This is a genomic window from Bacillus sp. TSO22, assembly GCF_020223595.1.
In the GTDB taxonomy this organism is placed as follows: domain Bacteria; phylum Bacillota; class Bacilli; order Bacillales; family Bacillaceae; genus Bacillus; species Bacillus inaquosorum.
Genome location: NZ_JAHAWO010000004.1, coordinates 698,908 through 723,802, shown reverse-complemented (window position 1 = coordinate 723,802; position 24,895 = coordinate 698,908). Strand labels below are relative to the sequence as shown.

Genomic DNA, 24,895 nt, shown 5'->3' with positions numbered 1-24,895 from the left:
AATGGCTGCCAATATGACAACCGGTATGATGAGGATCGACAGAAAGGAAACGAGAAGTTTCCGTGTAATTGATCTTTGTTTTATGAGTTGGAGTATTTTTTTCATCATTCATTTCTCCTTTTTTATGCTACCCTTCATATCGGCAGGAAATGGGTAAATATATACAGTAAAAAAGAAGAAATTTAACAAAAGTAACTAATTCCCCATAAATAGATAGTTATTTAGTCCTATTATCTATCCACCTTAAATCGTTTTGTCAGATCACGGAGCTCTTCAGACATTCTTTCAAGCGTATGTGCAGATGAACTGATCTCCTCCATGGATGCCAGCTGTTCCTCAGCAGAAGCGGCGATATCTTGGATGCCGTCCGAGCTTTCTTTAGAAATGGCCGTGATATCATTTGAAGCAGCGGAAATTTCTTGAGCTCCCGCTGACAGTTCCTCAACCGTCGCATTCATGTTTTGCAGTTCGGAAGCAATTTGATTGGTCATGTGCGATATATGTTTGAAGCTTTGTTTTGTTTCATCCGTCATGACAAGCCCTGTTTCAACTTCTTTGTTTACGGACCTTCTTTCAATCATTCACAAATTATATCAGCGGACCTTCCTTTATATTACATTGAAAATGAAAGTGAAAATGAAAAATAGTTCTAAAATCACCGAATGCACTAGGTCTTTGTTATGAATTCCTTATAAAAAAACAGCGCCTTGATAAGCGCTGTTTTTCTGCTTTTATTCAATTTTAAATTGCTTTGTCAGATCACGAAGCTCTTCTGCCATCTGTGCAAGGGTGGTCGCTGATGAACTGATTTCTTCCATTGAGGCAAGCTGCTCCTCGGCTGAGGCAGCAATGTCTTGAATGCTTGCCGAGCTTTCTTTCGACACATCGGCAATGCCGCTGACTGCTGCTGAAACATGCTGTGAACGGTCTGACAGCTGTTCGACTGTTGAATTCATCGTTTGCAATTTGCCTGCGATTTCGTTTGTCATGCTGAAAATGCTCTGGAAGCTTTCTTTTGTATTGTCTGTGACAACAAGTCCAGACTGTACTTCCTGATTCACTGCTTTAAACATATGAAGAGAGGTTTCGATTTCTGCTACGATTTCTTGGATCAGCTTTTCGATTTCTTTTGCTGAATCAGCAGATTGAACAGCCAGTTTGCGCACTTCCTCCGCTACGACAGAGAAGCCGCGGCCTGATTCTCCGGCACGCGCCGCTTCAATGGCTGCGTTTAATGCCAGCAGATTTGTTTGGTCAGCGATGCCGTTAATGACTCTCAAAATGCTTGTGATGTCTTTTGATTTTCCTTCTAAGCCTTTGACTACAGCTTCAGCCTGCTGAACTGATTGATTAATTGAGTTCATCTGTCCGACTGTCTGCTGGACAAACTTTTCACCCGTTCCGGCGATTTCTGTTGATTGGATAGACGCCTTTGTAATATCTGATGATGTTTGTGAGACTTGCTGGAGCCCTTCATTCATTAAATTCAGCTGTTGAGAGCTGGAATCAACCTTTTCGCTTTGCTCCTCGTTTCCGTTTGAGAACTGCTCAATCGCCATCGTGATATGCTCGGTGGCTTTACTTGTCTGTCCGGCAGATGCGGTAAGCTGTTCGGACGATGCGGCCACATTGTTCACCGAGTCCTGGATAGTGCCGATCAGTGAGCGCAGAGATTGTGCCATTCCATTGAAGCTTTCCCCTAGCTCTCCAAGCTCATCCTTCGAACGGATTTCGATCGTTTCTGTCAGATCTCCGCTGCTGATTGTTTTCGATGATTGAACGAGACGTTTTAACGGTTTTGTAATCGAACGAACGATAAACAGAATTAAAAGCCCGCCTGCCGCGATGGAGGCGATCAGCACGATCATGCCTGTTATCAAAACAGACTTTGAGGCATCCTTGATTTCACTCATATACATTGTGCCGGCAATTTTCCACCCAGTCAGTTCATTTGTTGTATAGGTCATTTTTTTATCTTCGTTACCCAGAGTGTACTGGAGGTCACCGCTGTCATTGGCATACATTTTGGCAACCCATTCTCCTGACAGCTTTTCTCCAGCCTTATGGTCCTGGTGGGCAACATAGGTTTTGTTTTTCGTTGCAATGAAAACATAGCCTTCTTTTCCGACCTTGATTTGTTTCATCTGTTCTAACAATTTATCAATGGTAATATCCATGGCGACAACGCCAGATCCATCCTTCAGCTGCTGGGCAATAGTAATGACCATGCTTCCGTCATTCGCTGCCACGTAAGGATCTGTCACTACAATTTCACCGCCGGCCTTCATCGCATCTTGATACCAAGGGCGCTGTCTCGGATCGTATCCATCCGGCAATTGTTCTTTCGGTGCTTGTACATAATTGCCGTTTTCTGCGCCTCCATAAATTCTGGCTACTCCTTGATTAATCGAGACATATTGTGAAAACTTAGCCTTGAGCTCTTCTTGATTAGACTTTCCTTTGAACGCGGAGTTTTTAAGAGATTCACTGAAAAAGGTAACTGCTTTCGCTTTTGCTCCCAGATCATTTGTAACGGTTGTATTAAATGTATCTACACTGTTTTTCGCATTTCCCATAATTTCCTGATCCAGCTTTCCGCTGGCGCTTCGGTAAGAACTAAATTCCAATATAAGAATAGGGATAATGAGAATTGCAATAAATGAGACGATTAATTTCCTTGAAATAGACGGTTTCTTCAGCCAGTTGATAAAAGTCTTCATGTCCAGTTTCTCCTTCGAGTTTGATACAGTATATATCGGCTGCTTAAAAAAGTTTTAAAATAAAAAATGGAAGAAGTTCTTTTTCGGCTGCCTTCTGTTTTTTTAAACTTTCATTGCCCAAGCCCTTTGCATATCTTATAAAAAACAAGGGGGGCTAAAGATGATTATTGTATCCGGACAATTGCTCCGTCCCCAAGATATTGAAAACTGGAAGATTGATAAGAATTTGAATCCGCTGTTAAAAGAGATGATTGAGACGCCCGTTCAGTTTGATTATCATTCAATTGCTGAACTGATGTTTGAGCTGAACCTGCGGATGAATATCGTTGCAGCAGCAAAAACGCTGCACAAAAGCGGAGCGAAGTTTGCCACTTTTTTGAAAACATATGGGAATACAAAGTATTGGAGGGTTTCACCGGAAGGCGCGTTGGAACTGAAATATAGAATGCCGCCTTCAAAAGCCATTCGGGATATTGCAGAAAATGGCCCGTTTTATGCGTTTGAATGTGCGACCGCAATTGTTGTTATTTATTATCTGGCCTTGATTGATACAATCGGGGAAAAAAAATTTGATGCCAACTTTGACAGAATTATTTTATATGACTGGCATTATGAGAAATTGCCGATATATACGGAAACAGGACATCACTTTTTCCTCGGAGATTGTTTGTATTTTAAGAATCCTGAATTCGATCCGCAAAAAGCGCAGTGGAGAGGCGAAAATGTGATTTTACTGGGAGAAGATAAATATTTTGCACATGGCCTTGGAATCTTAAGCGGACAGCAAATTATCGATAAGCTGAATTCTTTTAGAAGAAAGGGAGCCGTACAACCAGCCTACCTTATGTCTCAGGCGACCAGATTGGATGTTCCGTCTCTTTACCGCATCGTCCGCTAAAAGCCCCATCGCCTATTTCCGGGACGATGGGGTTTCAAATGCTTTTCGTTTTCGATAAAAAGGGGCTGTGCCAAAATACTGGTTCGCAGCCCATTCCATTTTTTCGAGGTCATTTCTTGTCACGATTGGATCTAAGCTGCTCCATTTAATAAAACGGACAAAATAGTACCCTTTGATAGGAGCCATTGTAACTTTTGAATGAGGCCAGCCTTCAAATACAAACTCAATTTTCCCTCTTTTTTTATAAGAATATTGAAGAATGTTCATCATCTGTCACCTCTGTTTATCAAGTTACGTTCGGCAAAGCTCGGCTAACAGCGTTTTCACATCAGCGGGCCCGTTAAGCATTCCGACAGATTGCCCGGCCCACAGAGACATGTACCCGGAATCTTTTTCACTGGCTGCGTGCTTTCTCATCGGCTTTGTTAACGTGTTTTGCAATGGATAAGGAAGCGCGTTTGCCTCCTCAGTTTGCTGCTCTTTCATCCATTGATTGACTATACCCCTTGCAGGCTTACCTGAAAACAATGAGGTGAGTCGCGTGTCTGTCCCCCGCGCTTTTTTTAATTCGCGGCTGTACGTTTCAGATACTTCGCATTCCTCACACATGAGAAACGGCGTCCCAACCTGTACGCCTTGGGCTCCGAGACAATGAGCGGCTTGGACGCCGCGCCGGTCGGCAATTCCGCCTGCAGCGATTACTGGAACGGAAACGGCGTCTGCCGCCTGGGGAATCAGCGACATGAGGCCCAGAGCGGATTCCCCGCTGACAGGCAGAAAGGAACCGCGGTGGCCTCCTGCTTCGCTTCCTTGCAGTACGATGATGTCCATTCCGCGTTCTTCAAGCAGGACAGCTTCCTGCGGAGTCGTAGCTGTCCCGATGAGAGAGCAGCCATTTTTCTTTAACGCTTGAATGCTTTCGTCCGGCGGAATGCCAAACGTAAATGAACAGGCTTTTACATTGTGTTTGAGAATGATGTTTATTTTATCATGGAAGTCCTTCCATTCTTCTTCCTCTGAAGAGAATGGAGAAGCCTGTTCGGCAAACGGAATTCTGTTTTTCCAAGTTTTAATCATGTCCTCATCCGGTTCTTTTCTGCTTTCCGGAACAAACACATTCACCTGAAATACTCGATCAGTCAGCTGCTGCATTTCAATGATTTGCTTTTCGAGCATGTCGGGACTGAGATATCCTGACGCCAAGCTGCCGAGCGCGCCTTCATTCGACACAGCGGCTGCCAGTCCGGGCGTGACAAGCCCGCCGGCCATTGGCGCTTGGATGACAGGTTTTGTCAGCGATAATGCTTTCATCCATTCTGTCATGAAAACCCTCCTGTTACCCTATGATTTTGATATAACATGTCCGTGTACGCGGCCCGTCAAATTCGCAGAAATAAATGCCCTGCCACGTTCCAAGAATGAGTCGGCCGTTGTCAATAATGACATGCTGTGAAGCTCCGACCGTACTCGACTTCATGTGTGCAGCTGTATTGCCCTCCATATGGCGATCCAGCTCGTGTTCCCATGGATAGACCTCATCAAACCTTCTGAGCATATCTTTTTTGACATCGGGATCGGCATTTTCATTAATTGTAATGCCGGCAGTCGTATGAGGACAATAAATCAGCGCCGCGCCGCTCGTTACACCTGTTTCTTGAAGAAACGCCTCCACCTCGCGGGTGATCTCAATCATTTCATCTCGTTTGGCCGTTTTGATTTGCAATGTTTTCAGCATTTGTTTCTCCTTTCATTTGTCCGCTCTATTTGCTAATTCGTTCTGTGTTCTTTTTTTCCTGTTAAACCACTCACATAAACTTGACAAAAACAAAAAACTCCAGTCTCTGGCTGGAGTTTAGCGCCATACATATATTCTTGCTTCATACGGCTTTAACAGTACTGATGTTATGTGCTTGTGCGGCTCTGTTTCCACATTTGACAATATGAGTGCGTCTGATGACAATGGCAATCCGGGGCGCTTGAAAAAAGCCGGCGTTCCTGTCAGATTGGCTGCAATCAGTGCAGTATGGCTCTCGTTTTTCCGAAGATATGCAAAGATTTGCTGATCTTCCGGTAAAATGAGCTCGTATGTTCCATTGATAAAAACATCGTATGTTTGACGCAGTTTGATCAAGCTTTTGTAAAAGTGGTATACGGATGATTTGTCGTTTTTTTGCGTCTCGGCATTCAGCCATTTGTAATTCTCATTGATTCCGATCCACGGTTTTGCATCAGAAAATCCGGCGTATGGATCAGCAGTCCATTGCATCGGCGTTCGTGAATTGTCCCTTCCCTTTTTCCAGACAATTTTCATCACGTCCTCGTGTGAAGCGCCTTTCGCTGTCTCTATATCATACAGGCGTTTCATGGCGACATCATCATAGTCCTCAATAGATGGAAATGCCACGTTTGTCATGCCTAGTTCCTGCCCCTGATAAATAAACGGTGTGCCTTTCATGAGAAAATAGACAGAAGCAAGCGCTTTTGCACTTTCTTTCAGGTACACTCCGTCGTCTCCCCACACAGAAACTGAACGGGGCTGGTCATGATTTTCCATAAACAGAGCATTCCAGCCGATCCCTTCAAGACTGTCCTGCCACTCTGTTAGAATTCGTTTGAAGGAAGCGATATCAATGCTTTCATTGATCTCTACATCCCACAGGCCGAGATGCTCAAATTGAAAAATCATGCTGAAGATGCCGTTTTTTTCACCAGCCCATTCAGCCGCTTCCTTTGCAGCGACACCGTTTGCCTCTCCGACTGTCATAATCGGATAGCGGGAAAATGTGTTTTCCTTTAGCTCTGTTAGCAAATCCATAATGCCGTCAGCATTCATATGATAAGGAAAGGAAGGAACGCAGTCCAGCCCTTTGGGATTCGGCATATCTGGAAGCCCCTCTTTTTTCTTAATATGCGTAATGGCATCCACCCGAAATCCGTCAATTCCTTTTTCAAGCCACCAATTGATCATGTCGTAAACGGCATTTCTCACTTTTTCATTTTCCCAATTCAAATCAGGCTGTTTTTTATCAAAAAGGTGAAGATAATACTGGCTTGTCTTTTGATCATACTGCCATGCCGGCCCGCCGAAAATACTTTCCCAATTGTTTGGCGCTTTTCCGTTTTTGCCGTCCTTCCAAATATACCAGTCGCGCTTTTCCGAGTGTATGGATGAACGGGATTCAATGAACCACGGGTGTTCGTCGCTTGTATGGTTCACGACAAGATCCATAATCAGCTTCATGCCCAGCTCATGAATGTCACCAAGCAGCTGGTCGAAATCAGCCATGGTGCCGAAATCGCTTAATATGTTTTTGTAATCCCTGATATCATAGCCGTTATCCGCATTGGGCGAATCGTACAAAGGGCAAATCCAGATGACGTCAGCGCCTAGCTCTTTTATGTAGTGAAGCTTGGATCTGATTCCTTGAATATCCCCGATCCCGTCGCCATTTGAATCTTTAAAACTGCGGGGGTAAATTTGGTAGACAACCGCTTCCTTCCACCAAGCCTTTTTCATACAGCCACTCCCTCCTAAGTGTCCCGGTCTATATATCTTATGTAGAAAAAAGGCTTTACAGCATTGCTTTTTCAGAAAACCGCCGATGTCATAAAAAAACAGCCGCTCAATCTTCGGCTGCTTTTTATAAAAAGTCAGTTTTTTTAATTTCTATAAAACGGATGTGATGATCTTCGGCGTCGAGGATTTTAAACTCACAACCCTCCGCGTGTATCACATCTCCTGCTTTCAGCTCCATTTTTTGCGTCAGAAGCCAGCCTGCAATCGTATCAATTTCTTCATTTTCAATGGCAATGTCGAGCAGATCGTTTACTTCGTCTATTAGCGCTTTTCCATCCATTACATAATGATGCTCGCCTTTTTTCAAAATGTGCGGCGTTTCATCCTGATCATATTCATCGCGAATTTCCCCGACGATTTCCTCGATAATATCCTCGACAGTGACAAGACCCGCCGTTCCCCCGTATTCATCTACGAGAATCGCCATGTGAATCCGCTCCTTCTGCATGCGGATCAAAAGCTGCTGAACAGGGATGCTTTCAATGACTCTGATGACGGGCCTCATAATCTGCTTCAGCTTGATCGGCTGTCCGAGAAAATAAGCTTTAAACATATCTTTGCTGTTGATGATCCCTAAAATATGATCCTTGTCTTCTTTAATGACAGGGTAACGTGTATACCGTTCATTAATGATGTGATGGATCGCTTCTTCAAGCGACTGCTCCAGAGAGATAACCGCAATTTCTGTCCGCGGAATCATAATCTCTCTCGCTACCCGGTTGTCGAATTCAAAAATCTTATTCACATAGCGGAATTCAGACTGATTGATTTCTCCCTTTTCATAGCTTTCTGAAAGGATCAGCCTCAGTTCCTCCTCGCTGATGACAACCTCATGCTCCTTCACTGAATGAAAGCCAAACAATTTCACAAGAAAACTTGCAGAGCCGTTCAACGCTTTAATAAATGGATACGTGATTTTATAAAACCAGATTAGCGGCTTTGCAATCCATAAACTGACAGCTTCAGCCTTTTGAATGGAAACCGTTTTCGGGGCAAGCTCACCCATCACCACATGCAAAAAAGTGACGATGATAAATGCAACGATAAATGTGACAATGTGGTTAAACGGTTCCGGCATGCCTGTCATTGTAAATAAGGGATGAAGAATGCGTTCAAATGTCGGTTCACCAAGCCATCCAAGTCCGAGGGCAGTAATCGTAATCCCGAGCTGGCAGGCTGATAAATACTCGTCTAGGTTAGAGATGATTTTATGTGCGGCAAGCGCCCGGCTGTCACCGCTTTCGATGAGCTGATTAATTTTTGAACCTCTGATTTTGACGATCGCAAATTCCGCTGCAACGAAAAGAGCCGTAATGCCAATCAAAACAAAAATGGCGATCAGTTGTAAAATAAGCAAAAAAAGCCCTTACCATAAATGGTAAGGGGCCACCTCCTTAACGTTAATTCTCATTACGACCGTTTAAGAAGATCATCACAAAGCGAAGAAGCTCAAACAGGGAAACCAGGGCGGCGGCCACATACGTTAAGGCGGCGGCGCTCAGCACTTTATTTACCCCATTCTCTTCATTGTTCCGGATGAATCCTTCTGACACAATAATTTGCTTCGCGCGTGAACTTGCATTGAATTCGACAGGCAATGTAATCAGCTGGAAAAAGACAGCGGCTGAAAACAAAATGATGCCAAGCCCGATCAGATTTAGGCTGCCGAGAAGCATGCCTCCTAAGAAAAGCAAAGGAGCTACACCGGATGCAAAATTCACGACTGGGAAGATTTTATGTCTCAGCACAAGCGCACCATATGACTCCTGATGCTGCAAGGCATGTCCGACTTCATGGGAAGCTACGGATATGGCGGAAATTGAGCGGCCGTAATAGACCGGCTCAGATAAACGCACCACCCGTCTTGTCGGGTCGTAATGGTCTGTTAAAGTGCCTCTTACCGGTTCGACCGGCACGTCGTAAAGACCGTTTATATCTAAAATCCGTCTTGCCGTTTCTGCCCCTGTACGTCCGCTTGAGGCTTCCACTTTTGAATATTTTTCAAAGTTGCTCTTTACTTTAAATTGTGCCCAAAACGACAATCCCAATGCGGCTATTGTTAAAAATATAAACAGCATTTTTCATCATCCTTTTTCCATGATCATTTCTCTATTACGATTATTTTAATGAGTTTTCTTTTCCGTGTACAGAAATGCGCTTCTTCCTCCGGCTCGGAGCACACAATCCGATCAGCAGAAAGAACAGACCTGCTGAAAACAAATAAAAGGAAAAGCTGCCGACCAGCTCTTTCAGAAAATGAAGCCAGGAGAAGCTGCCGGAAAAGTGATTATATGAATTCAAATCGAAAATAAATAAAATCACCGCGGATGCCGCCAGCTGCGTACCGATCAAAACCACGATCGTTCTTTGCAAGATCGTCATCTTTTTCATCCTTTTTGTTTTAGTTTATGGAGAAATCCATTTTTATATGTTTTGTTCATTTTTTGAAAAACATCATCGGAAGTGGGACATACTGTTAGAAAAAAGCACGGGTGTGATAGAAGCCATGAAAGTGACGAGTGAGGAAAAGGAACAGCTGAGCACAGCAATCGACCGAATGAATGAAGGGCTGGATGCATTTATCCAGCTTTATAATGAATCGGAAATCGATGAGCCGCTTATTCAGCTTGAAGATGATACAGCCGATTTAATGAAGCAGGCACGAGATATGTACGGCCAGGAAAAGCTAAACGAGAAATTAAATACCATTATTAAACAGATTTTATCCATCTCATTATCTGAAGAAGGAGAAAAAGAATGAAATCAAATCGGATATTTATTTCATGGCTCAGGTGGCCGTTATTTATCCGAATCGGGGTTATTATTTTATTTCTGATTCTTTTATTCGGCCAAATCATTTATGTACTTGAGCCGAAGCAGTTCACTTCGGTATTTGAAGGCATTTGGTGGGCTGTCGTTACCGTTTCGACAGTCGGCTATGGAGACTATGTGCCGCACACGCCGCTTGGACAGGCAGCCGGAATACTGCTGATTTTGAGCGGAGCAAGCTTTGTCACCGCATATTTCGCCACGTTATCTGCAGCCGCAATCAGCAGACAGCACCGCTACATCGAAGGAAAAGTCGCTTACAAAGGGCGGGGCCACATCATTATGATCGGGTGGAATGAAAAATCAAACCGGCTGCTGAAGGAGCTGCAGCTTACGGCCCCTTCCAAGACGGTTGTGCTGATCGATGAATCTTTAAAAGAAGGCCCGCTTATCGAAAACGTTCATTTCATACGCGGGCACGCTGCCGATGATGAGACACTGAAAAGGGCCAATGTTGCTGAAGCGGAGTCAGTGATGGTGACAGCTGATCAGTATAAAAGTGAAGCTGAAGCAGATATGCTGTCAGTGCTGATTCTTTTATCTGTTAAAGGGCTTAACCCCCTTGCATACTGTATCGTCGAGATTTTGACTGACCGGTTTGTCACCAATGCGGAGCGGGCAGGCGCTAATCAAATCATCGGAACTTCAGAATTTATCAGCCGGGCAATGCTGCAGCATTATCAAGTCAAATTACGGCCGTCTAAGCAGAACGGAATTAAGCTGACACTTGATCAACATGTGAAGCTTCTTTCTGTTCCTGACGATCTAAAGGGAGCTGCTTACAAAACGTGCGTCCTCCATTTCCTTGATCACAACACGACAATTATCGGCATACAAAAAGAGGAAGGGCCGATGATTTCCCCTCCTCTTACATATAAAGTGCTCGAAACAGACCAATTTCTTGCGATCTAATGCAGCAGAACATCCTCCAATTCTTTCACAAGGGAAGCGCCGATATCCAAATACGCCGGATCAATTTCCGCGTCGCGCCTTTCCGGCTCGGAAAATTGATTAAACAGTGATTGGAATGGCCCTCCCTCGGCATAATCGTCAAGATCCGCCTGAAACACCTGCCTCAGCATAAATGGCGTTCCGATCCGAACAGCCGCCCCGCGTTCATCGAGACTGCCCTGTACCGCATTGACGGGAATCCTTAAAAACAAATAGCCGTCTCTATCATCAATTTTATAATCAAAGTAGCCGTGATCGTATTCCCAGCCGCCGTTTATCACATAACCGAGCGGCTTCATTACTTGTTCCAGTTCTTGAAGCAGAAAAGACTGCCCATCTATCGCGGAAGGTATTGGTATCATCAAAATGCCCCTTTTTCACTTATCCTGTCCCGCCGAACAAGACTTCATTCAGAGGCGGACTACATGGAAATCGTTGTTTCTTTCGTGCGGCCAACAAAAAAGAAAGCGCATTCAATTAAAAAGTAAACAGCCATTGCCGCTGCAAGCCCTGCAGCAGATTCCCATGAAACATAAACAACTGCGGCATAGAGTCCTAATTTAGTGAAAAGAGTATGAGATCGTTTTAAATGCATCATCCGGTGTACCGCATCGGTAAAAAGCGCAAGCGGCAAACCAATGAGAAGAAAGGCGTGGATGAAAAAGTGTGATAGCGTGCCGCCGAAGCTTGAAGAAAACGCTGTATACACGGCATCAAAGGAGATTAGAATGCTTAGAACAGCTGCAGAAAAAACGGCAATGATGAGATGTTTAACCATTTGTTTCATGAACATCAGCACCTTTCTGATTTTATAAAAAGCCGACCGGCAAATGCCAGTCAGCTTTCTCACATTAATCTTCCAGACGTTTTTCAAGCTCTGCTTTTTTCTCTTCAAAGCCAGGTTTGCCGAGCAACGCAAACATATTGACTTTATACGCCTCTACTCCAGGCTGGTCAAATGGATTGACGCCAAGGAGATAACCGCTCATCGCGCAGGCTTTTTCGAAGAAATATACAAGGTATCCAAAAGTATATGCATTCAGCTCAGGAATGTTGACGATTAAGTTCGGAACATTTCCGTCTGTATGGGCAAGCATCGTGCCTTGGAACGCTTTCTTGTTAACGAAATCAATCGTTTTTCCGGCTAAATAGTTTAAGCCGTCAAGATCGTTATCCGCTTCTTCGATTGTCAGTTCATGTTTAGGTTTCTCTACGTTCAGCACCGTTTCGAATAAATCTCTGCGGCCTTCTTGTACATACTGGCCTAATGAATGAAGGTCTGTTGAATAGTTAGCTGAAGAAGGATAAATGCCCTTCTCATCTTTCCCTTCACTTTCTCCGAACAGCTGCTTCCACCATTCCGCAAAGTATTGAAGCGCCGGTTCGTAGTTGATGAGCATTTCGATTGTTTTGCCTTTATTATAAAGCACATTGCGAACAACCGCATATTGGTATGCAGGGTTTTCTTCCAATTCAGAAGTCGCAAAATCTTTGCTCGCATCCAGTGCGCCTTTCATCATGTCGTCAATGTTGACGCCGCTGACAGCAATCGGCAAGAGGCCTACAGCTGTTAATACAGAATAACGGCCGCCGACGTCATCAGGAATGACAAATGATTCAAAGCCTTCTTCGTTAGAAAGCGTTTTTAATGCGCCGCGCTCTTTATCAGTTGTCGCGTAAATCCGGGCTTTCGCTTCTTCTTTGCCGTATTTCTCCTCAAGAAGCTTACGGAAAATACGGAAAGCGATTGCAGGTTCAGTCGTTGTGCCTGATTTAGAAATCACATTAATAGAGAAGTCAACATCTTCAAGAAGATCCATGACATCTCTCATATAAGATGAACTGATGTTGTTTCCGATGAAAATAACTTGCGGATTGCCGCGTTTTGCCTTTGGCAATGTATTATAAAACGCGTGATTAAGCGCTTCGATCGCAGCCCGCGCGCCGAGATAAGAACCGCCGATGCCGACAACAAGCAATACATCAGAGTCAGATTTGATTTTTTCGGCGCTTTTTTTGATGCGCGCGAATTCTTCTTTATCATAATGTTCAGGGAGGTCCACCCAGCCTAGAAAATCGCTGCCAGCGCCTGTTTTTTCATGAATATTATGGTGTGCTGTTTTTACAAAGTCCCGTAGGTATGTAAGTTCATGTTCGTTGAAGAAAGTCAACGCTTTTGAGTAGTCAAAGCGTACATGCGTCATTGCTTGTCCCTCCATAACGGTATAATGTTTTCATCTTTCACTTTATATGAACTTATCTGTGAAATCAAGTCAAGAAGAAAGGGCGGAATGAATGGATTCCGCCCTTTGGATTATAGAGACGCGCGAAGGATGGCAAGTACGTCATCTTTGTTCAGTTTTTGGAAGTTGCCGAAGCCGCCGTGTTCCATTTCTTTGGCTGCGATATCAGCAATCAGCTCAAGCTTATCTTCTCCGATATTGTAATCGGCAAGTCGGGAAGGCGCGCCGAGGCTTGTCCAGAATGCAGACAGCTTGTCGATTCCTTCAAGTGCGATTTCTTTATCTGTTTTGCCTTCAGTATCAATGTCAAACATGTTGAGCATGAGGTTTTTGAAGCGGCCGACATTTGTATCAAGCGTGTATCTCATCCAGTTCGGGAACAGAATCGCCAGTCCGCCGGCATGCGGAATATCATACACAGCTGAAACAGCGTGTTCCATTGTATGAGAAGCCCAGTCGCCGAAGTAGCCCATTTGGAGCGTGCCGTTTAAAGCGATAGTGCCTGCATACAGGATTGTTTCACGAAGCTCGTAATTTTCCAGATCTTCAAGAAGCTTAGGCGCTGTTTCGATGACCGTCTGCAGAACCGCAAAGCACATTCTGTCTTGAAGCGGCGTGTTTTCGACATTATGGAAGTATTGCTCAAATACGTGGCTCATCATGTCAACCATGCCGTATACTGTTTGATTTTCTGGGACAGTGAACGTATTTACAGGATCTAAAATGGAGAAACGCGGATGAGTCACATTGCTGCCCCATACATATTTCTCGTTTGTTTCCCAGTTTGTAATCACGGAATCAGGGTTCATTTCAGAGCCTGTCGCAGCAAGGGTTAAAACAGTGCCGAACGGGAGCGCATCCTCTGCTGTTACTTTTTTGCTGAAAATATCCCAAGCGTCGCCGTCGTATTTGACGCCGGCAGCAATTGCTTTTGTGCAGTCAATGACACTGCCTCCGCCGACTGCAAGCAGAAAATCAATGTGATGCTCTCTGCATAGGTCTATGCCTTTTTCCACTGTCGCAAGACGCGGGTTCGGTTCTACACCTGACAGCTCATGAACCACAGCGCCTTCTTCTTTTAAAATGCCTGTGACTTGATCATAGAGGCCGTTGCGTTTAATGCTTCCGCCGCCGTAAACAAGCAACACATTCTTGCCGTATTGCTTTAATTCTTTTCTTAATTGTTCAATCTGGCCTTTTCCGAAGATCAGCTTCGTCGGATTATAATAAGTGAAATTTTCCATTGTAAAACCTCCAAATAATGCTGGTAAAAAAAACAGATTTTCCATTGTAACACAAGTTAACAAAAAGAAAAAGGGAAGCAGCCGAACGGCTGTTTCCCCTTTTTTTATAGAGATGCTTTCAAAATGGCAAGCACATCTTCTTTGTTGAGTGATTTAAACTGGCCGAATGTACCGTTAGCCATAGCCTTATCTGCAATTGTGTCAAGCTGCTCATCATTAATATCGTAATCAGCAAGACGGTTCGGAGCGCCAAGGCTTGTCCAGAATGCAGACAGCTTATCGATACCTTCAAGTGCAATTTCTTCATCTGTTTTACCTGCTTCTTCAACATCAAACACGCGAACTGCAAGCTGTTTCATGCGGGCAGGGTTTTCAGATAATGTGTGTCTCATCCAGTTCGGGAACAGAATCGCCAGTCCGCCGGCATGCGGAATGTCATAAACGGCTGATACTGCATGTTCAATATTATGAGTTGCCCAATCCCCTCTTGCACCCATAGAAAGCATGCCGTTTAATGCGATTGTTCCTGTATATAGGATCGTCTCACGCAATTCGTAATTTTCGAGATCATTGATCAGCTTAGGCGCTGTTTCAATGACTGTACGCAGAAGTGATTCACACATACGGTCCTGATACGGCGTATTTGATACATGATGGAAGTATTGTTCAAATACGTGGCTCATCATGTCAACCATACCGTAGATCGTGTGATTTTTAGGAACGGTGAATGTATTCACCGGATCAAGAATCGAGAATTTAGGGAATACGAGCGGGCTGCCCCAGCCGTATTTTTCTTTTGTTTCCCAGTTTGTAATCACCGAGCCTGAGTTCATTTCAGAACCAGTCGCAGCGAGAGTCAATACGGTTCCGAATGGCAAAGCATCCTTCGGCTGATGTTTTTTTGTGACGATATCCCACGCATCACCATCATACTTCGCTCCTGCGGCAATCGCTTTTGTACAGTCGATTACACTTCCGCCGCCGACAGCCAGCAAGAAATCAATGTTGTGTTCTTTACAGATGGCAACACCTTTATTAACAGTCGACACACGCGGATTCGGTTCAACGCCTGCTAATTCCTGCACGGTCACTCCGGCTTTATCCAGCTGTTCAATCACTTGATCATACAGGCCGCTGCGTTTAATGCTTCCGCCTCCGTAGACAAGCAATACGTTTTTCCCGTAAGGTTTGAGTTCCTCCGGCAGTCTTTCCACTTCCCCACGCCCGAAAATTAACTTGGTCGGATTCCAGTATGTAAAGTTTTGCATGACATCTCCTCCTTAGATTTTTTATTATGCAGAATGTCCTTACTACATGTAAAGCAATCAGCTCTCACCGAGTTGCATATCGCTTGGTTTTATATGGCAGGATGCTGGGAAAGAAACTGATATAGGTAAGGGAAGGCTGGATTCCCTCCATATGGAGAATGCATGTATAGATTCTCCAATATGTCACAATCTATAACTGTTTTAATAATTCATGGAGGAGGTTGCAGAACATGAGTACCATTCAGAGAATTTGTCTTGTTTTAACCATCATTGGCGCTATTAACTGGGGACTGATCGGATTTTTCCAATTTGACTTAGTAGCGGCCATCTTCGGCGGCCAAGGTTCAGCCCTTTCCCGCATCATTTACGGACTTGTCGGAATCGCCGGTTTAATCAACCTCGGTCTGCTGTTTAAGCCAAACGAGGAAAGATCACGTGAAGAGGCAGCAAATCCTGAAATGCGATAGGATAAAAAAGCACCGAACATTCCTGTCCGGTGCTTTTTTCATGCTTATTTTTTGATAAGATCTTTGCGGTTGGACATTTCGATCCACTCTTCAAGCTTATCTTTTAATGTGTTGAAACCTTGTGGTGTAGAAGCTTCTTCGCTTACTTGCGCAGCTTTAGGTTTTCTTGGTTTGCTTTCTTTTTTCTCAGGCGCAGCTTGTGTCGCACGAATTGAAAGGCTGATTTTTCCTTTTTCTTCATCAACAGCAAGTACTTTTACTTGTACTTCGTCGCCAACTGAAAGGTGCTCGTTGATATCTTTTACGAAACCGTGAGTCACTTCAGAAATGTGTACTAAACCTTGAGTTTCTTCATCTAATGCAACAAACGCACCATACGCTTGTAATCCTGTAACTTTACCAGTGTAAACACTGCCCACTTCAAATTTTGCTGCCATTCATAACAACTCCTAAGTTAAATTAAATATCTGTTTATACGCAATTTAAAATTATATCACACATGTCTTATTTCCGCAAAGAAAACTTTTTTTATAAAAAATCAGGTTTATGCACAGCAAAAAGGGGGTAAACTGAAAATACCAAAGGCTTTCTAGTATTCCCCCCTTTTATTGGATGCGAACAAAAGGTTCGTATCTTTTTTTATGTTGTTTTGTGCAGGAAGCGTTTTATTCTGACTAATGCTTCTTGAAGCTGCTCGATCGAGGTTGCGTATGAACAGCGAATATAACCTTCACCGCTCGGACCAAACACACTTCCCGGAACAACAGCCACTTTTTCCTGCGTCAGAAGCTCCTCGGCAAACTGCTCCGAACTCATTCCCGTGCTTTTGATCGATGGAAAAGCATAGAAAGCGCCGCCTGGATGATGACAGCTAAGGCCGATTTCATTGAGCGTTTCTACAAACAAATTCCGTCTTCTTCGGTAGCTTTTTTTCATTTTTTCTACATCTTCCATGCCGTTCTTCAGACCTTCCAAAGCGGCAAACTGCGCCATTGCCGGCGCGCACATCATCGCATACTGGTGAATTTTAAGCATTGCATCCCGAAGAACGGATGGTGCTGCGGCAAAGCCGAGTCTCCAGCCCGTCATCGCAAACGCTTTTGAAAAGCCTGAGATGACAACCGTCCGTTCCTTCATTCCCGGTAATGCCGCTATGCTTGTAAATTCCTCATCATATGTCAGCTCAGCGTAGATTTCGTCAGCTAAGACGATTACATCATGTTTTTTGGCAAACTCAGCAATCTCATTCAGCTCTTCCTTCGAATAAACCGAACCTGTCGGATTCGATGGCGAGCAGATGAGAATGGCTTTCGTTTTTTCAGTGACTGCCGCTTCAAAATCCGCAGCCGTTGCTTTAAATCCTTTGTCTGCCGTTGTGTGGACATGAACCGGAATGCCGCCCGCCAAAGAAACAAGCGCATCGTACGCCACAAAACACGGCTCAGGAATGATGACTTCCTCACCTGGATTCACAATAGCGCGAATTGCAATATCCAAAGCCTGACTTGCCCCTACTGTCACAATCAGCTCATTGTCTGGCGAGTAGCGAAGGTCAAACCTGCTGCTCAAATAACGGCTGATTTCCTCACGCAGTGAGTATAAACCGGCATTGGCTGTGTATGATGTATAGCCTTGTTCAAGCGAGAGAATGCTTGCTTCACGGACATTCCATGCGGTAACAAAATCAGGTTCGCCGACGCCTAAAGAAATGACGCCTTCCATCGTTGCCGCCAAATCAAAGAATTTGCGGATGCCGGACGGCTTTATTTGTTGTACATAGTCAGATAAATACGAAGTCATTTACGGGGACACCACGATTCTTTTGTCGTCGTCTCCTGTTTCAAACACTTTGCCGTCATGCTTGTATTTTTTCAGGATAAAATGAGTTGTCGTAGATACAACTGAATCAAGTGTGGACAGTTTATCTGAAACAAAACGCGCTACGTCAGACATCGAATTGCCCCGAATCACGACAGACAAATCGTACACGCCTGACATCAGGTAAACGGATTCAACCTCCTGGAACCGGTATATCCGTTCCGCCACTTCATCAAAACCGACTCCCCGCTTCGGCGTTACTTTGACGTCAATCATGGCTGTTACGCCTTCATGCCCGTCGACTTTTCGCCAGTCAATCATAGCGGAATAATCGATGATAACCTTTTCTTTTTCCAGTTTGTCAATAATTGTTTTCACTTCATTTACAGGGATCCCCGCCATCTTTGCAATTGTTTCTAAATCGGCGCGGCTGTTTTCGTCTAAAATTTCTAATATTTCTGTTTCTTTCTCTGTCAATTTCATTCGATTCACACCTTTGCAATGTCAAGAAATCTTCATGACATTATATCACGTTTTTTGACGAATGCTAAGAAAAAAACAAGGAGAAACTTCCGCTAGAATTGTCAATTTAAGGGCACAATACAGACATCTTATAAAAGGGAGTGACACAGAATGGAGGGGGTTTCACCAATAAGGCGGCTTACGGTCGATGGTGTCAATGTATACTATGAACATTATCAAAATCCGGGCAGGCAAACGCTTGTCTGCGTACACGGTTTTTTATCGTCTGCTTTCAGCTTCAGAAAAATAATCCCACTTCTCCGGGACAAGTACGACATCATCGCGCTTGATTTGCCTCCTTTCGGCCAATCCGAAAAATCGAAAACATTTATCTATACTTATCAAAACCTCGCGAAGCTTGTCATTGGGATTTTGGAACACTTGCAAGTCAAACAGGCTGCGCTTGTCGGCCATTCTATGGGCGGACAGATATCGCTGTCTGCTGTTCTGCAAAAGCCGGAGCTTTTTTCAAAGGTTGTGCTGCTTTGCAGTTCAGGGTATTTAAAACGTTCGCACCCGACAATCACTTTCGGGACCCACCTCCCGTATTTTCATCTTTATATCAAGCGCTGGCTCTCGAAAGAAGGCGTGATGAAAAATTTATTAAATGTTGTGCATGACAAATCGCTGATTGATGAAGAGATGATTGACGGCTATGGCAGGCCGTTTCAAGACGGGCAGATTTTCAAAGCCATGACAAGGTTTATCCGCCATAGAGAAGGAGATTTAGAACCCGAACAATTAAAGAAAATGAACAAGCCTGCTTTATTGATTTGGGGCGAGGAAGACCGAATCGTTCCTGTGGAGATCGGTAAACGGCTGCACGAGGATTTGCCTGATTCCGTGCTGTACTCACTTGGCCAGACTGGACACCTGGTGCCTGAGGAACGGCCTGAATTCGTTTCCGAACATATTGCAGAGTTTATTAAATAACAAAAAAACCGGTGTAGAACCGGTTTTTTAAGGCGTGCAGGAGCTGCTGTCTTTAATGAATAAAAGCTGGCCAGCCACTTCCCGGCAGCTGTCGATCGGCAGCGTTTGTTCAAAAGAAACTTCAAATATATGCTGAATGCTTTTCGCCAACACGTCGGGATCGTCTTCATCATAGACAGCCTGCACGACATCAACAGCTTCCGTTTCGTAAAATCCTTCTCCATATTTAAACGGGTCCCATTTGGCAATGATCTTGATCATTTCCCTGACCGCTTGACTTTCTTCCATAATCATCACCGCTTATAATAAGATTTGCAGTTCTATTTTATCATAGTTACGTTAAGAAGAAGAAACCATGAGGGGGTAACAGAATGAACTTTGATAAACGAGAAGAACGCCTAGGTACCCAATCGGTCAAATGGGACAAAACAGGCGAATTATTCGGCGTGACAGACGCACTCCCGATGTGGGTGGCTGATATGGATTTCCGCGCGCCGGAAGCGATAAATGAAGCATTAAAAGAGCGCCTTGACCACGGGATTTTCGGTTATACGGACCCAGATCAAAAAACGAAGGATGCTGTGTGCAGATGGATGCAAAACAGGCACGGCTGGAAGGTGACCCCCGAAAGCATCACATTCAGCCCGGGCGTTGTCACAGCTTTGAGCATGGCGGTACAAGCTTTCACGGAACCTGAAGACCAAGTGGTTGTCCAACCTCCTGTTTATACACCTTTTTACCATATGATTGAGAAAAACGGCCGGCGCGTTTTACATAATCCGCTGCTAGAAAAAGATGGCACATATGCAATGGATTTTGAGGACTTGGAGGCGAAGCTCAGTGATCCAAGCGTTAAAATGTTTATTTTATGCAATCCTCAAAACCCTTCAGGGCGTTCGTGGAGCCGGGAGGATTTACTGAAGCTCGGCGAATTGTGCCTTGAGCACGGCGTTACAGTTGTATCAGATGAAATCCATTCCGACTTGATGCTGTACGGAAACAAACACACGCCGTTTGCTTCTCTCTCTGACGATTTCGCTGAGATATCCGTGACATGTGCTGCGCCAAGCAAAACATTTAATATCGCCGGATTGCAGGCGTCGGCCATCATTATTCCGGACAGGCTGAAGCGCGCCAAGTTTTCCGCAAGCCAGCAGCGCAATGGTTTAGGCGGGCTGAACGCATTTGCAGTTACGGCGATCGAAGCTGCTTACTCAAAAGGCGGACCGTGGCTCGATGAATTGATCTCTTACCTTGAGAAAAACATGAACGAAGCTGAAGCCTTTTTGAGCTCCGAGCTCCCAAAAGTCAAAATGGTGAAGCCGGATGCATCTTACCTGCTCTGGCTCGACTTCAGCGCTTACGGCTTGTCCGACGCTGAGCTTCAGCAAAGGATGCTGAAAAAGGGGAAAATTATTTTAGAGCCCGGGACGAAATACGGGCCTGGCGGAGAAGGATTTATGCGCCTGAACGCGGGATGCCCTCTCGCAACCTTACAGGACGGCCTGCGCCGCATCAAAGCCGCATTAGCGTAAATATAGCTGTTGAACGCCTTTACGTCTTCATTCGTAAAGGCGTTCTTTATAAAGGAATTTTATATTTTACTTCTAATATTTAGTGTTATAATAGATTCATATTTTATACGAAAGGATTTCACACGAATGGAAATTCTAAAAGACTATCTCCTGCATATTTGCTTTATTTTGTTTCCTATTCTTCTCTACCAAGTGTTTTGGCTTGGAAAGCCGGCGATCCTTGTGCCCAAAATAAACAGCGGATTGGTCACGTTATTCGCCTGCGGCGCCTCCATTTTATGCATTATATTCCCTATTCATGAAATGAACTACATACAATACGGCCTTCAGATGATTCCCGTTATCATTTGTTTATTTTACGTTAGTACTGCTTCCGGGCTTACAGTCGCCGCATCTGTCTTATGTTTTGAACTGCTGTTTTATGAACCTTCCGCAATGTTTGTTTTCACTTTGCTGCCTTTTCTTACTATCATCCCAATATTATTTCAGAAAAAATGGCCATTCATGTCCAAAGCGAGAAAACTGCTGCTGTCTTTATTGATCGGCTGCTTGGAGATCTTCTTATTTTTCGCCTCCAGCTGGATTTTTTCTGGCTTGAATATTTTAAATTTTCAAAAATCAGGAATTTTACTATATGAGGCGGCTGTCTCTGGGCTGTTCCGCTCCAGCGTTCTTCTTTTAAGCATCTATATTATTGAAAGCATCGCCGAAAATATCGCCCTGCGTTCACAGCTGATCCATTCAGAAAAAATGACGATTGTGAGTGAACTGGCAGCGAGCGTCGCTCACGAAGTCAGAAATCCGCTGACAGTAGTCCGCGGGTTTGTCCAGCTGCTTTTTAATGACGAAACCCTTCAAAACAAAGCGAGTACAGATTACAAAAAGCTTGTACTGTCAGAGCTTGACCGGGCGCAAGGCATTATTACAAACTATCTCGATATGGCCAAACAGCAATTGTACGAAAAAGAGGTTTTTGATTTATCAGCTCTTATCAAAGAGACAAGCTCCCTTATGGTGTCGTATGCCAATTACAAGTCTGTAACCGTTGAGGCCGAAGCAGAGCCGGGCCTTTCAGTATACGGAGACGCAACAAAGCTGAAGCAGGCTGTCATCAACCTGATGAAAAACAGCATTGAAGCAGTTCCCCACGGGAAGGGAATGATCCACATATCAGCCAAAAGAAGCGGCCATACGATCATGATTAACATCTCAGATAATGGAGTCGGCATGACAGACCATCAAATGCAAAAACTCGGCGAACCTTATTATTCATTAAAAACGAACGGAACGGGACTCGGGCTCACCGTGACCTTTTCCATTATTGAGCATCATCACGGGACCATTTCGTTTAACAGCAGCTTCCAAAGAGGCACCACGGTGACGATTAAGCTTCCCGCCGACCTTCCTCACTAGCAAATCGATTGGAACTTTAATAGAATAAATGCGAGGTGATGACAGATGAGCACGTTTGAGACAGGCTCTATCGTTAAAGGATTTTATAAAACAGGTGTATACATAGGAGAAATCACTGCTTGCAGGCCGCAGCATTATTTAGTGAAAGTCAAAGCGGTTCTCACCCATCCCGCTCAAGGGGACCTTCATCATCCAAAACAGGCTGATGTGCCGTTTTTCCATGAGAGAAGAGCGCTCGCATACGGTGAACAGACCAATATCCCCCATCATATGGTGAAGCCTTATGATGGCGAAGTGCCGGATTATACCGAGTCTCTGCGGGAGGCGGCAGCACAGCTGAGAGCCAAATTGAATGAGGATGGTTCGGAGTGGGCAAAGCGCTCCCTGAATAATCTGGACGTTTTAGAAAAAGAATATTTTAACCGGCCATAACCCAGTCTGACAAAAGATTGGGTTTTTTTAAGTTGCGCGTTTAAACAGTTCGGATAAATCGATTCTTTCGCCGATTGTCGGCGGTTTTGGCTTTTCGAGATACTGCTTATCCTGCTCAACAAGCTTAAAAAGCTTATATGCTGTGAGGGCGTCATCAAGCGCTTTATGATGGGTGCCAGTTCCGGTATCTCCATACTCCTCGGCAGCTTTCCATAAACCCGTCAGTGTCCGGTCTCCAAAAAAGTTTTTGTATTCAAGCGATAAATCTCTCATTTCTCCCTTAAACGGGAAAGGAATATGGTTAAACATACAGTTTTGCTTCAGCACTTTCATGTCCATGTTTCCCCACGTAATTATCGTGCTGTTCTTCTCAGGATCAAGCTCGTTTAGTTTGCGGATGAAATCCTCGAACCTCATCCCCTCGTCTACCTGCTTTTGGGTTATTTTTAAAAACGATTTGCAGCGTTTTGTCAGCTTCGGGAATTTTTTCGGTCTGATATAGCTCGAAAACGTCTCAACTACTTCATCATCAACCGACTTTACAATTCCGGCTTCAATGATTTCCGGGAAGAAATTTTGCGGGCTGTACTTTCCATCAGGCATCGTAAATTCGAAATCAATAATGAGTAAGCTGTTTGTCGTCACCTTTTTACACCTGCCTTTCCTCCGATCAGAAAATGCTATCTTTATAGTATATCAATTCCCCTTCTCGACCTTTCTTCATTTTCTAAAAATAATGAATTTCCCCAGCCGCTTTGTTTCTTTTAAATCGTGAATCGTTTCTTTATAATTAGTAAGGAACCCGAAATAATAAGAAGGTGATGTTATTTCTATCCGTAAGAAAAACTTTGTCATTGTGTGGCTGGCGAATTTCTTTGTATCAGCCAGCACAACGATGATCGTTCCTTTTCTCTCCTTATACATTGAGACGCTCAGCACTTTTTCAAACGGCTTTGTGCAAAGGTGGAGCGGCTATGTGTTCGGCATTACATTTCTCATGGCGTTTTTGGTATCCCCGTTTTGGGGGCGGTTCGGAGACAAACGCGGATACAAGAAAATCCTCATGGCAACCGGAACGGGCATTGCCCTCAGTATTTTATTCATGGGCTTTGTTACATCGGTGTACCAATTGTTTTTTCTGCGTATGGCAATGGGGCTTGTAACCGGATTCATCCCGACATCTCTTGCGATGATTTCGGCACAGACTCCGAAGAGCTCAGCCGGTAAAACCCTCGGCACGCTGCAAATGGGGCAAGTGTCCGGGAGCTTGTTCGGCCCGCTTTTGGGAGGCATGCTTGCTGATCGTTTCGGCTTTACGTATACCTTTTTTATCACATCCTTTGTGATTTTCTTATCTGTTCTTCTCGTGTTATTCGGTGTCAAAGAACAGCCTCTTGCAGAAAAGGCAGCCAAACGTACGTCTTACTCGAGAAAAGAAGTGCTCTCCTATATTTTTCACCAGCCGGCGCTTTGGGTCATGATGCTGTTAACCATGCTGATTCAAACAGGAAATTTCAGTATCCAGCCGCTGCTCGCTTTATATGTAAATGAGCTGCACGGACCTGTCAATCTTGCCTTTTTCTCCGGCATGGCATTTTCAGCAACGGGACTCGGAAGTTTGCTGCTGGCTAGAAAATGGGGAGACCTGGGCGACCGCTACGGCCACCGCCGCATTTTAATCGGACTTTTACTCGCCGCCTCTATCTTTTTTATTCCGCAGGCGCTCGCGTCCTCGCTCAGCGTGCTCCTTGTTTTCAGATTTTTATTTGGAATGGCGATGGGCGGCTTGCTGCCATGCATCACGGCAGCGATCCGCGTACAGGCTCCCGGCAGCATCCAAGGAGAAGTTCTCGGCTACAACGTCAGCTTTCGCTTTTTAGGAAATGTGCTTGGGCCTCTTCTCGGCGGAATCATATCGAGCCATTTTACAATTTCGGCCGCCTTTTATGTCACAGCGTTTCTCTTTTTCGCCGGCGCCTGCCTGCTTTGGATCATGCAGAAATTCCGGAAAGATTCTTATGCCAAAGCAAGCTGATTCTCAGAAA

The 24,895-nt window shown here is 44.5% G+C and carries 28 protein-coding genes and 2 pseudogenes; 9 read left to right on the top strand and 21 right to left on the bottom strand.

Annotated features, from left to right (window positions below; genetic code table 11):
- Window positions 1–230: 230 nt before the first annotated feature.
- Both KHQ79_RS08625 and mcpB read right to left on the bottom strand, forming a co-directional pair.
- Window positions 231–569: pseudogene (locus KHQ79_RS08625) on the bottom strand (methyl-accepting chemotaxis protein); the annotation flags it as partial.
- Between the two features lie 162 nt (window positions 570–731).
- The gene (mcpB, locus tag KHQ79_RS08620; RefSeq protein WP_225514816.1) at window positions 732–2,720 is read right to left on the bottom strand and encodes a methyl-accepting chemotaxis protein McpB; all 1,989 of its coding nucleotides are present in this window, start codon (window positions 2,718–2,720) and stop codon (window positions 732–734) included.
- Between the two features lie 160 nt (window positions 2,721–2,880).
- Between mcpB and KHQ79_RS08615 the strand changes: the two genes are divergently transcribed.
- Entirely contained in the window at window positions 2,881–3,618 is a 738-nt protein-coding gene (locus KHQ79_RS08615) for a protein-glutamine gamma-glutamyltransferase (protein ID WP_003242213.1), read from the top strand.
- Window positions 3,619–3,630: 12 nt separating this feature from the next.
- On the opposite strand, the gene KHQ79_RS08610 is transcribed toward KHQ79_RS08615, so the two are convergent.
- The 8 genes and pseudogenes from KHQ79_RS08610 to KHQ79_RS08580 form a co-directional block, all read right to left on the bottom strand.
- Window positions 3,631–3,885 (bottom strand): hypothetical protein, encoded by a 255-nt coding sequence (locus tag KHQ79_RS08610; protein WP_003242211.1) that lies wholly within the window; start codon window positions 3,883–3,885, stop codon window positions 3,631–3,633.
- Between the two features lie 24 nt (window positions 3,886–3,909).
- Window positions 3,910–4,941 (bottom strand): nitronate monooxygenase, encoded by a 1,032-nt coding sequence (locus KHQ79_RS08605; RefSeq protein WP_225514814.1) that lies wholly within the window; start codon window positions 4,939–4,941, stop codon window positions 3,910–3,912.
- Between the two features lie 13 nt (window positions 4,942–4,954).
- Window positions 4,955–5,353 carry a secondary thiamine-phosphate synthase enzyme YjbQ gene (locus tag KHQ79_RS08600; protein WP_133486233.1) on the bottom strand — a complete coding sequence of 133 codons (399 nt, stop codon included), beginning with the start codon at window positions 5,351–5,353 and terminating at the stop codon, window positions 4,955–4,957.
- Window positions 5,313–5,427: pseudogene (locus tag KHQ79_RS22380) on the bottom strand (hypothetical protein). Before KHQ79_RS22380 ends, KHQ79_RS08600 begins: the two are co-directional and overlap by 41 nt.
- A gap of 43 nt (window positions 5,428–5,470) precedes the next feature.
- Window positions 5,471–7,135, bottom strand: coding sequence for a glycoside hydrolase family 13 protein (locus KHQ79_RS08595; RefSeq protein WP_225514812.1), 1,665 nt, complete (start codon window positions 7,133–7,135; stop codon window positions 5,471–5,473).
- Between the two features lie 124 nt (window positions 7,136–7,259).
- Complete coding sequence (locus tag KHQ79_RS08590; RefSeq protein ID WP_060399373.1) at window positions 7,260–8,552, bottom strand: hemolysin family protein; 1,293 nt, start codon at window positions 8,550–8,552, stop codon at window positions 7,260–7,262.
- Window positions 8,553–8,595: 43 nt separating this feature from the next.
- Window positions 8,596–9,273: a zinc metallopeptidase gene (locus KHQ79_RS08585; RefSeq protein ID WP_003242198.1), complete on the bottom strand. Its 678-nt coding sequence runs from the start codon at window positions 9,271–9,273 to the stop codon at window positions 8,596–8,598.
- 40 nt (window positions 9,274–9,313) lie between these two features.
- On the bottom strand, window positions 9,314–9,577 hold the full coding sequence (locus tag KHQ79_RS08580; protein WP_019259310.1) for a YuzI family membrane protein: 264 nt from the start codon (window positions 9,575–9,577) through the stop codon (window positions 9,314–9,316).
- Window positions 9,578–9,623: 46 nt separating this feature from the next.
- Between KHQ79_RS08580 and mstX the strand changes: the two genes are divergently transcribed.
- Entirely contained in the window at window positions 9,624–9,956 is a 333-nt protein-coding gene (mstX, locus tag KHQ79_RS08575) for a biofilm formation protein MstX (RefSeq protein ID WP_225514810.1), read from the top strand.
- Complete coding sequence (locus KHQ79_RS08570; protein WP_003242193.1) at window positions 9,953–10,936, top strand: potassium channel family protein; 984 nt, start codon at window positions 9,953–9,955, stop codon at window positions 10,934–10,936. The genes mstX and KHQ79_RS08570 overlap by 4 nt, the downstream gene beginning before the upstream one ends.
- Here KHQ79_RS08570 and KHQ79_RS08565 read toward each other — a convergent pair.
- The 5 genes from KHQ79_RS08565 to KHQ79_RS08545 form a co-directional block, all read right to left on the bottom strand.
- Complete coding sequence (locus KHQ79_RS08565) at window positions 10,933–11,337, bottom strand: YugN-like family protein (RefSeq protein ID WP_003242191.1); 405 nt, start codon at window positions 11,335–11,337, stop codon at window positions 10,933–10,935. The two genes, KHQ79_RS08570 and KHQ79_RS08565, sit on opposite strands and share 4 nt — an antisense overlap.
- Window positions 11,338–11,396: 59 nt before the next feature.
- Window positions 11,397–11,768: a hypothetical protein gene (locus KHQ79_RS08560; protein ID WP_225514863.1), complete on the bottom strand. Its 372-nt coding sequence runs from the start codon at window positions 11,766–11,768 to the stop codon at window positions 11,397–11,399.
- A gap of 58 nt (window positions 11,769–11,826) precedes the next feature.
- The gene (locus KHQ79_RS08555) at window positions 11,827–13,179 is read right to left on the bottom strand and encodes a glucose-6-phosphate isomerase (protein WP_003242188.1); all 1,353 of its coding nucleotides are present in this window, start codon (window positions 13,177–13,179) and stop codon (window positions 11,827–11,829) included.
- A gap of 110 nt (window positions 13,180–13,289) precedes the next feature.
- Entirely contained in the window at window positions 13,290–14,462 is a 1,173-nt protein-coding gene (locus KHQ79_RS08550) for an iron-containing alcohol dehydrogenase (protein WP_003242187.1), read from the bottom strand.
- A gap of 104 nt (window positions 14,463–14,566) precedes the next feature.
- Window positions 14,567–15,730: an iron-containing alcohol dehydrogenase gene (locus tag KHQ79_RS08545; RefSeq protein WP_003242185.1), complete on the bottom strand. Its 1,164-nt coding sequence runs from the start codon at window positions 15,728–15,730 to the stop codon at window positions 14,567–14,569.
- Between the two features lie 230 nt (window positions 15,731–15,960).
- On the opposite strand from KHQ79_RS08545, the gene KHQ79_RS08540 reads away from it, so the two are divergent.
- Window positions 15,961–16,197 (top strand): DUF378 domain-containing protein, encoded by a 237-nt coding sequence (locus KHQ79_RS08540; protein ID WP_003220771.1) that lies wholly within the window; start codon window positions 15,961–15,963, stop codon window positions 16,195–16,197.
- Between the two features lie 44 nt (window positions 16,198–16,241).
- Here the strand turns inward: KHQ79_RS08540 and yugI are convergent, their stop codons facing one another.
- From yugI to KHQ79_RS08525, 3 genes are all read right to left on the bottom strand, one after another.
- Window positions 16,242–16,634 carry a S1 domain-containing post-transcriptional regulator GSP13 gene (yugI, locus tag KHQ79_RS08535; protein ID WP_003228864.1) on the bottom strand — a complete coding sequence of 131 codons (393 nt, stop codon included), beginning with the start codon at window positions 16,632–16,634 and terminating at the stop codon, window positions 16,242–16,244.
- Window positions 16,635–16,836: 202 nt separating this feature from the next.
- Window positions 16,837–17,997, bottom strand: a complete 1,161-nt coding sequence (locus tag KHQ79_RS08530) for an aminotransferase (protein WP_003241096.1) — start codon at window positions 17,995–17,997, stop codon at window positions 16,837–16,839.
- Entirely contained in the window at window positions 17,998–18,498 is a 501-nt protein-coding gene (locus KHQ79_RS08525) for an Lrp/AsnC family transcriptional regulator (RefSeq protein ID WP_009968070.1), read from the bottom strand.
- A gap of 150 nt (window positions 18,499–18,648) precedes the next feature.
- Here KHQ79_RS08525 and KHQ79_RS08520 point away from each other — a divergent pair, with 150 nt between their 5' ends.
- The gene (locus KHQ79_RS08520; protein WP_003241092.1) at window positions 18,649–19,470 is read left to right on the top strand and encodes an alpha/beta fold hydrolase; all 822 of its coding nucleotides are present in this window, start codon (window positions 18,649–18,651) and stop codon (window positions 19,468–19,470) included.
- A 27-nt stretch (window positions 19,471–19,497) separates the two neighbouring features.
- On the opposite strand, the gene KHQ79_RS08515 is transcribed toward KHQ79_RS08520, so the two are convergent.
- A complete protein-coding gene (locus tag KHQ79_RS08515) occupies window positions 19,498–19,758 on the bottom strand; it encodes a YugE family protein (protein ID WP_060399377.1) in 261 nt (86 codons plus the stop codon).
- An 83-nt stretch (window positions 19,759–19,841) separates the two neighbouring features.
- Here KHQ79_RS08515 and KHQ79_RS08510 point away from each other — a divergent pair, with 83 nt between their 5' ends.
- The 3 genes from KHQ79_RS08510 to kapB all read left to right on the top strand — a co-directional run bounded on the left by KHQ79_RS08510 (window position 19,842) and on the right by kapB (window position 22,850).
- Window positions 19,842–21,005: a MalY/PatB family protein gene (locus tag KHQ79_RS08510; protein WP_225514809.1), complete on the top strand. Its 1,164-nt coding sequence runs from the start codon at window positions 19,842–19,844 to the stop codon at window positions 21,003–21,005.
- Window positions 21,006–21,131: 126 nt separating this feature from the next.
- Window positions 21,132–22,418, top strand: coding sequence for a sporulation sensor histidine kinase KinB (kinB, locus tag KHQ79_RS08505; protein WP_225514807.1), 1,287 nt, complete (start codon window positions 21,132–21,134; stop codon window positions 22,416–22,418).
- Window positions 22,419–22,463: 45 nt separating this feature from the next.
- Window positions 22,464–22,850, top strand: coding sequence for a kinase-associated lipoprotein KapB (gene kapB / locus KHQ79_RS08500; RefSeq protein WP_003241083.1), 387 nt, complete (start codon window positions 22,464–22,466; stop codon window positions 22,848–22,850).
- Between the two features lie 27 nt (window positions 22,851–22,877).
- Here kapB and kapD read toward each other — a convergent pair whose 3' ends face one another.
- Both kapD and KHQ79_RS08490 read right to left on the bottom strand, forming a co-directional pair.
- Window positions 22,878–23,495, bottom strand: coding sequence for a 3'-5' exonuclease KapD (kapD, locus tag KHQ79_RS08495; RefSeq protein WP_003241081.1), 618 nt, complete (start codon window positions 23,493–23,495; stop codon window positions 22,878–22,880).
- A gap of 75 nt (window positions 23,496–23,570) precedes the next feature.
- Entirely contained in the window at window positions 23,571–23,774 is a 204-nt protein-coding gene (locus KHQ79_RS08490) for a hypothetical protein (RefSeq protein WP_003241080.1), read from the bottom strand.
- On the opposite strand from KHQ79_RS08490, the gene KHQ79_RS08485 reads away from it, so the two are divergent.
- Complete coding sequence (locus KHQ79_RS08485) at window positions 23,677–24,885, top strand: multidrug efflux MFS transporter (protein ID WP_332880198.1); 1,209 nt, start codon at window positions 23,677–23,679, stop codon at window positions 24,883–24,885. The two genes, KHQ79_RS08490 and KHQ79_RS08485, sit on opposite strands and share 98 nt — an antisense overlap.
- The last annotated feature ends 10 nt before the right edge of the window (window positions 24,886–24,895 follow it).

What these genes read in the sequence shown, in the direction of transcription:
- mstX (WP_225514810.1), top strand. Translation starts at nt 9,624, where the DNA reads ATGTTTTGTTCATTTTTTGAAAAACATCATCGGAAGTGGGACATACTG.
- kapB (WP_003241083.1), top strand. Translation starts at nt 22,464, where the DNA reads ATGAGCACGTTTGAGACAGGCTCTATCGTTAAAGGATTTTATAAAACA.
- KHQ79_RS08600 (WP_133486233.1), bottom strand. Translation starts at nt 5,353, where the DNA reads ATGCTGAAAACATTGCAAATCAAAACGGCCAAACGAGATGAAATGATT.
- KHQ79_RS08580 (WP_019259310.1), bottom strand. Translation starts at nt 9,577, where the DNA reads ATGACGATCTTGCAAAGAACGATCGTGGTTTTGATCGGTACGCAGCTG.
- KHQ79_RS08550 (WP_003242187.1), bottom strand. Translation starts at nt 14,462, where the DNA reads ATGGAAAATTTCACTTATTATAATCCGACGAAGCTGATCTTCGGAAAA.
- KHQ79_RS08560 (WP_225514863.1), bottom strand. Translation starts at nt 11,768, where the DNA reads ATGTTCATGAAACAAATGGTTAAACATCTCATCATTGCCGTTTTTTCT.
- KHQ79_RS08610 (WP_003242211.1), bottom strand. Translation starts at nt 3,885, where the DNA reads ATGAACATTCTTCAATATTCTTATAAAAAAAGAGGGAAAATTGAGTTT.
- KHQ79_RS08490 (WP_003241080.1), bottom strand. Translation starts at nt 23,774, where the DNA reads ATGTATAAGGAGAGAAAAGGAACGATCATCGTTGTGCTGGCTGATACA.
- KHQ79_RS08555 (WP_003242188.1), bottom strand. Translation starts at nt 13,179, where the DNA reads ATGACGCATGTACGCTTTGACTACTCAAAAGCGTTGACTTTCTTCAAC.
- KHQ79_RS08510 (WP_225514809.1), top strand. Translation starts at nt 19,842, where the DNA reads ATGAACTTTGATAAACGAGAAGAACGCCTAGGTACCCAATCGGTCAAA.
- KHQ79_RS08530 (WP_003241096.1), bottom strand. Translation starts at nt 17,997, where the DNA reads ATGACTTCGTATTTATCTGACTATGTACAACAAATAAAGCCGTCCGGC.
- KHQ79_RS08615 (WP_003242213.1), top strand. Translation starts at nt 2,881, where the DNA reads ATGATTATTGTATCCGGACAATTGCTCCGTCCCCAAGATATTGAAAAC.
- KHQ79_RS08565 (WP_003242191.1), bottom strand. Translation starts at nt 11,337, where the DNA reads ATGATACCAATACCTTCCGCGATAGATGGGCAGTCTTTTCTGCTTCAA.
- KHQ79_RS08540 (WP_003220771.1), top strand. Translation starts at nt 15,961, where the DNA reads ATGAGTACCATTCAGAGAATTTGTCTTGTTTTAACCATCATTGGCGCT.
- KHQ79_RS08545 (WP_003242185.1), bottom strand. Translation starts at nt 15,730, where the DNA reads ATGCAAAACTTTACATACTGGAATCCGACCAAGTTAATTTTCGGGCGT.
- KHQ79_RS08605 (WP_225514814.1), bottom strand. Translation starts at nt 4,941, where the DNA reads ATGACAGAATGGATGAAAGCATTATCGCTGACAAAACCTGTCATCCAA.
- KHQ79_RS08570 (WP_003242193.1), top strand. Translation starts at nt 9,953, where the DNA reads ATGAAATCAAATCGGATATTTATTTCATGGCTCAGGTGGCCGTTATTT.
- KHQ79_RS08520 (WP_003241092.1), top strand. Translation starts at nt 18,649, where the DNA reads ATGGAGGGGGTTTCACCAATAAGGCGGCTTACGGTCGATGGTGTCAAT.
- KHQ79_RS08595 (WP_225514812.1), bottom strand. Translation starts at nt 7,135, where the DNA reads ATGAAAAAGGCTTGGTGGAAGGAAGCGGTTGTCTACCAAATTTACCCC.
- KHQ79_RS08585 (WP_003242198.1), bottom strand. Translation starts at nt 9,273, where the DNA reads ATGCTGTTTATATTTTTAACAATAGCCGCATTGGGATTGTCGTTTTGG.
- kinB (WP_225514807.1), top strand. Translation starts at nt 21,132, where the DNA reads ATGGAAATTCTAAAAGACTATCTCCTGCATATTTGCTTTATTTTGTTT.
- KHQ79_RS08515 (WP_060399377.1), bottom strand. Translation starts at nt 19,758, where the DNA reads ATGGAAGAAAGTCAAGCGGTCAGGGAAATGATCAAGATCATTGCCAAA.
- KHQ79_RS08525 (WP_009968070.1), bottom strand. Translation starts at nt 18,498, where the DNA reads ATGAAATTGACAGAGAAAGAAACAGAAATATTAGAAATTTTAGACGAA.
- yugI (WP_003228864.1), bottom strand. Translation starts at nt 16,634, where the DNA reads ATGGCAGCAAAATTTGAAGTGGGCAGTGTTTACACTGGTAAAGTTACA.
- mcpB (WP_225514816.1), bottom strand. Translation starts at nt 2,720, where the DNA reads ATGAAGACTTTTATCAACTGGCTGAAGAAACCGTCTATTTCAAGGAAA.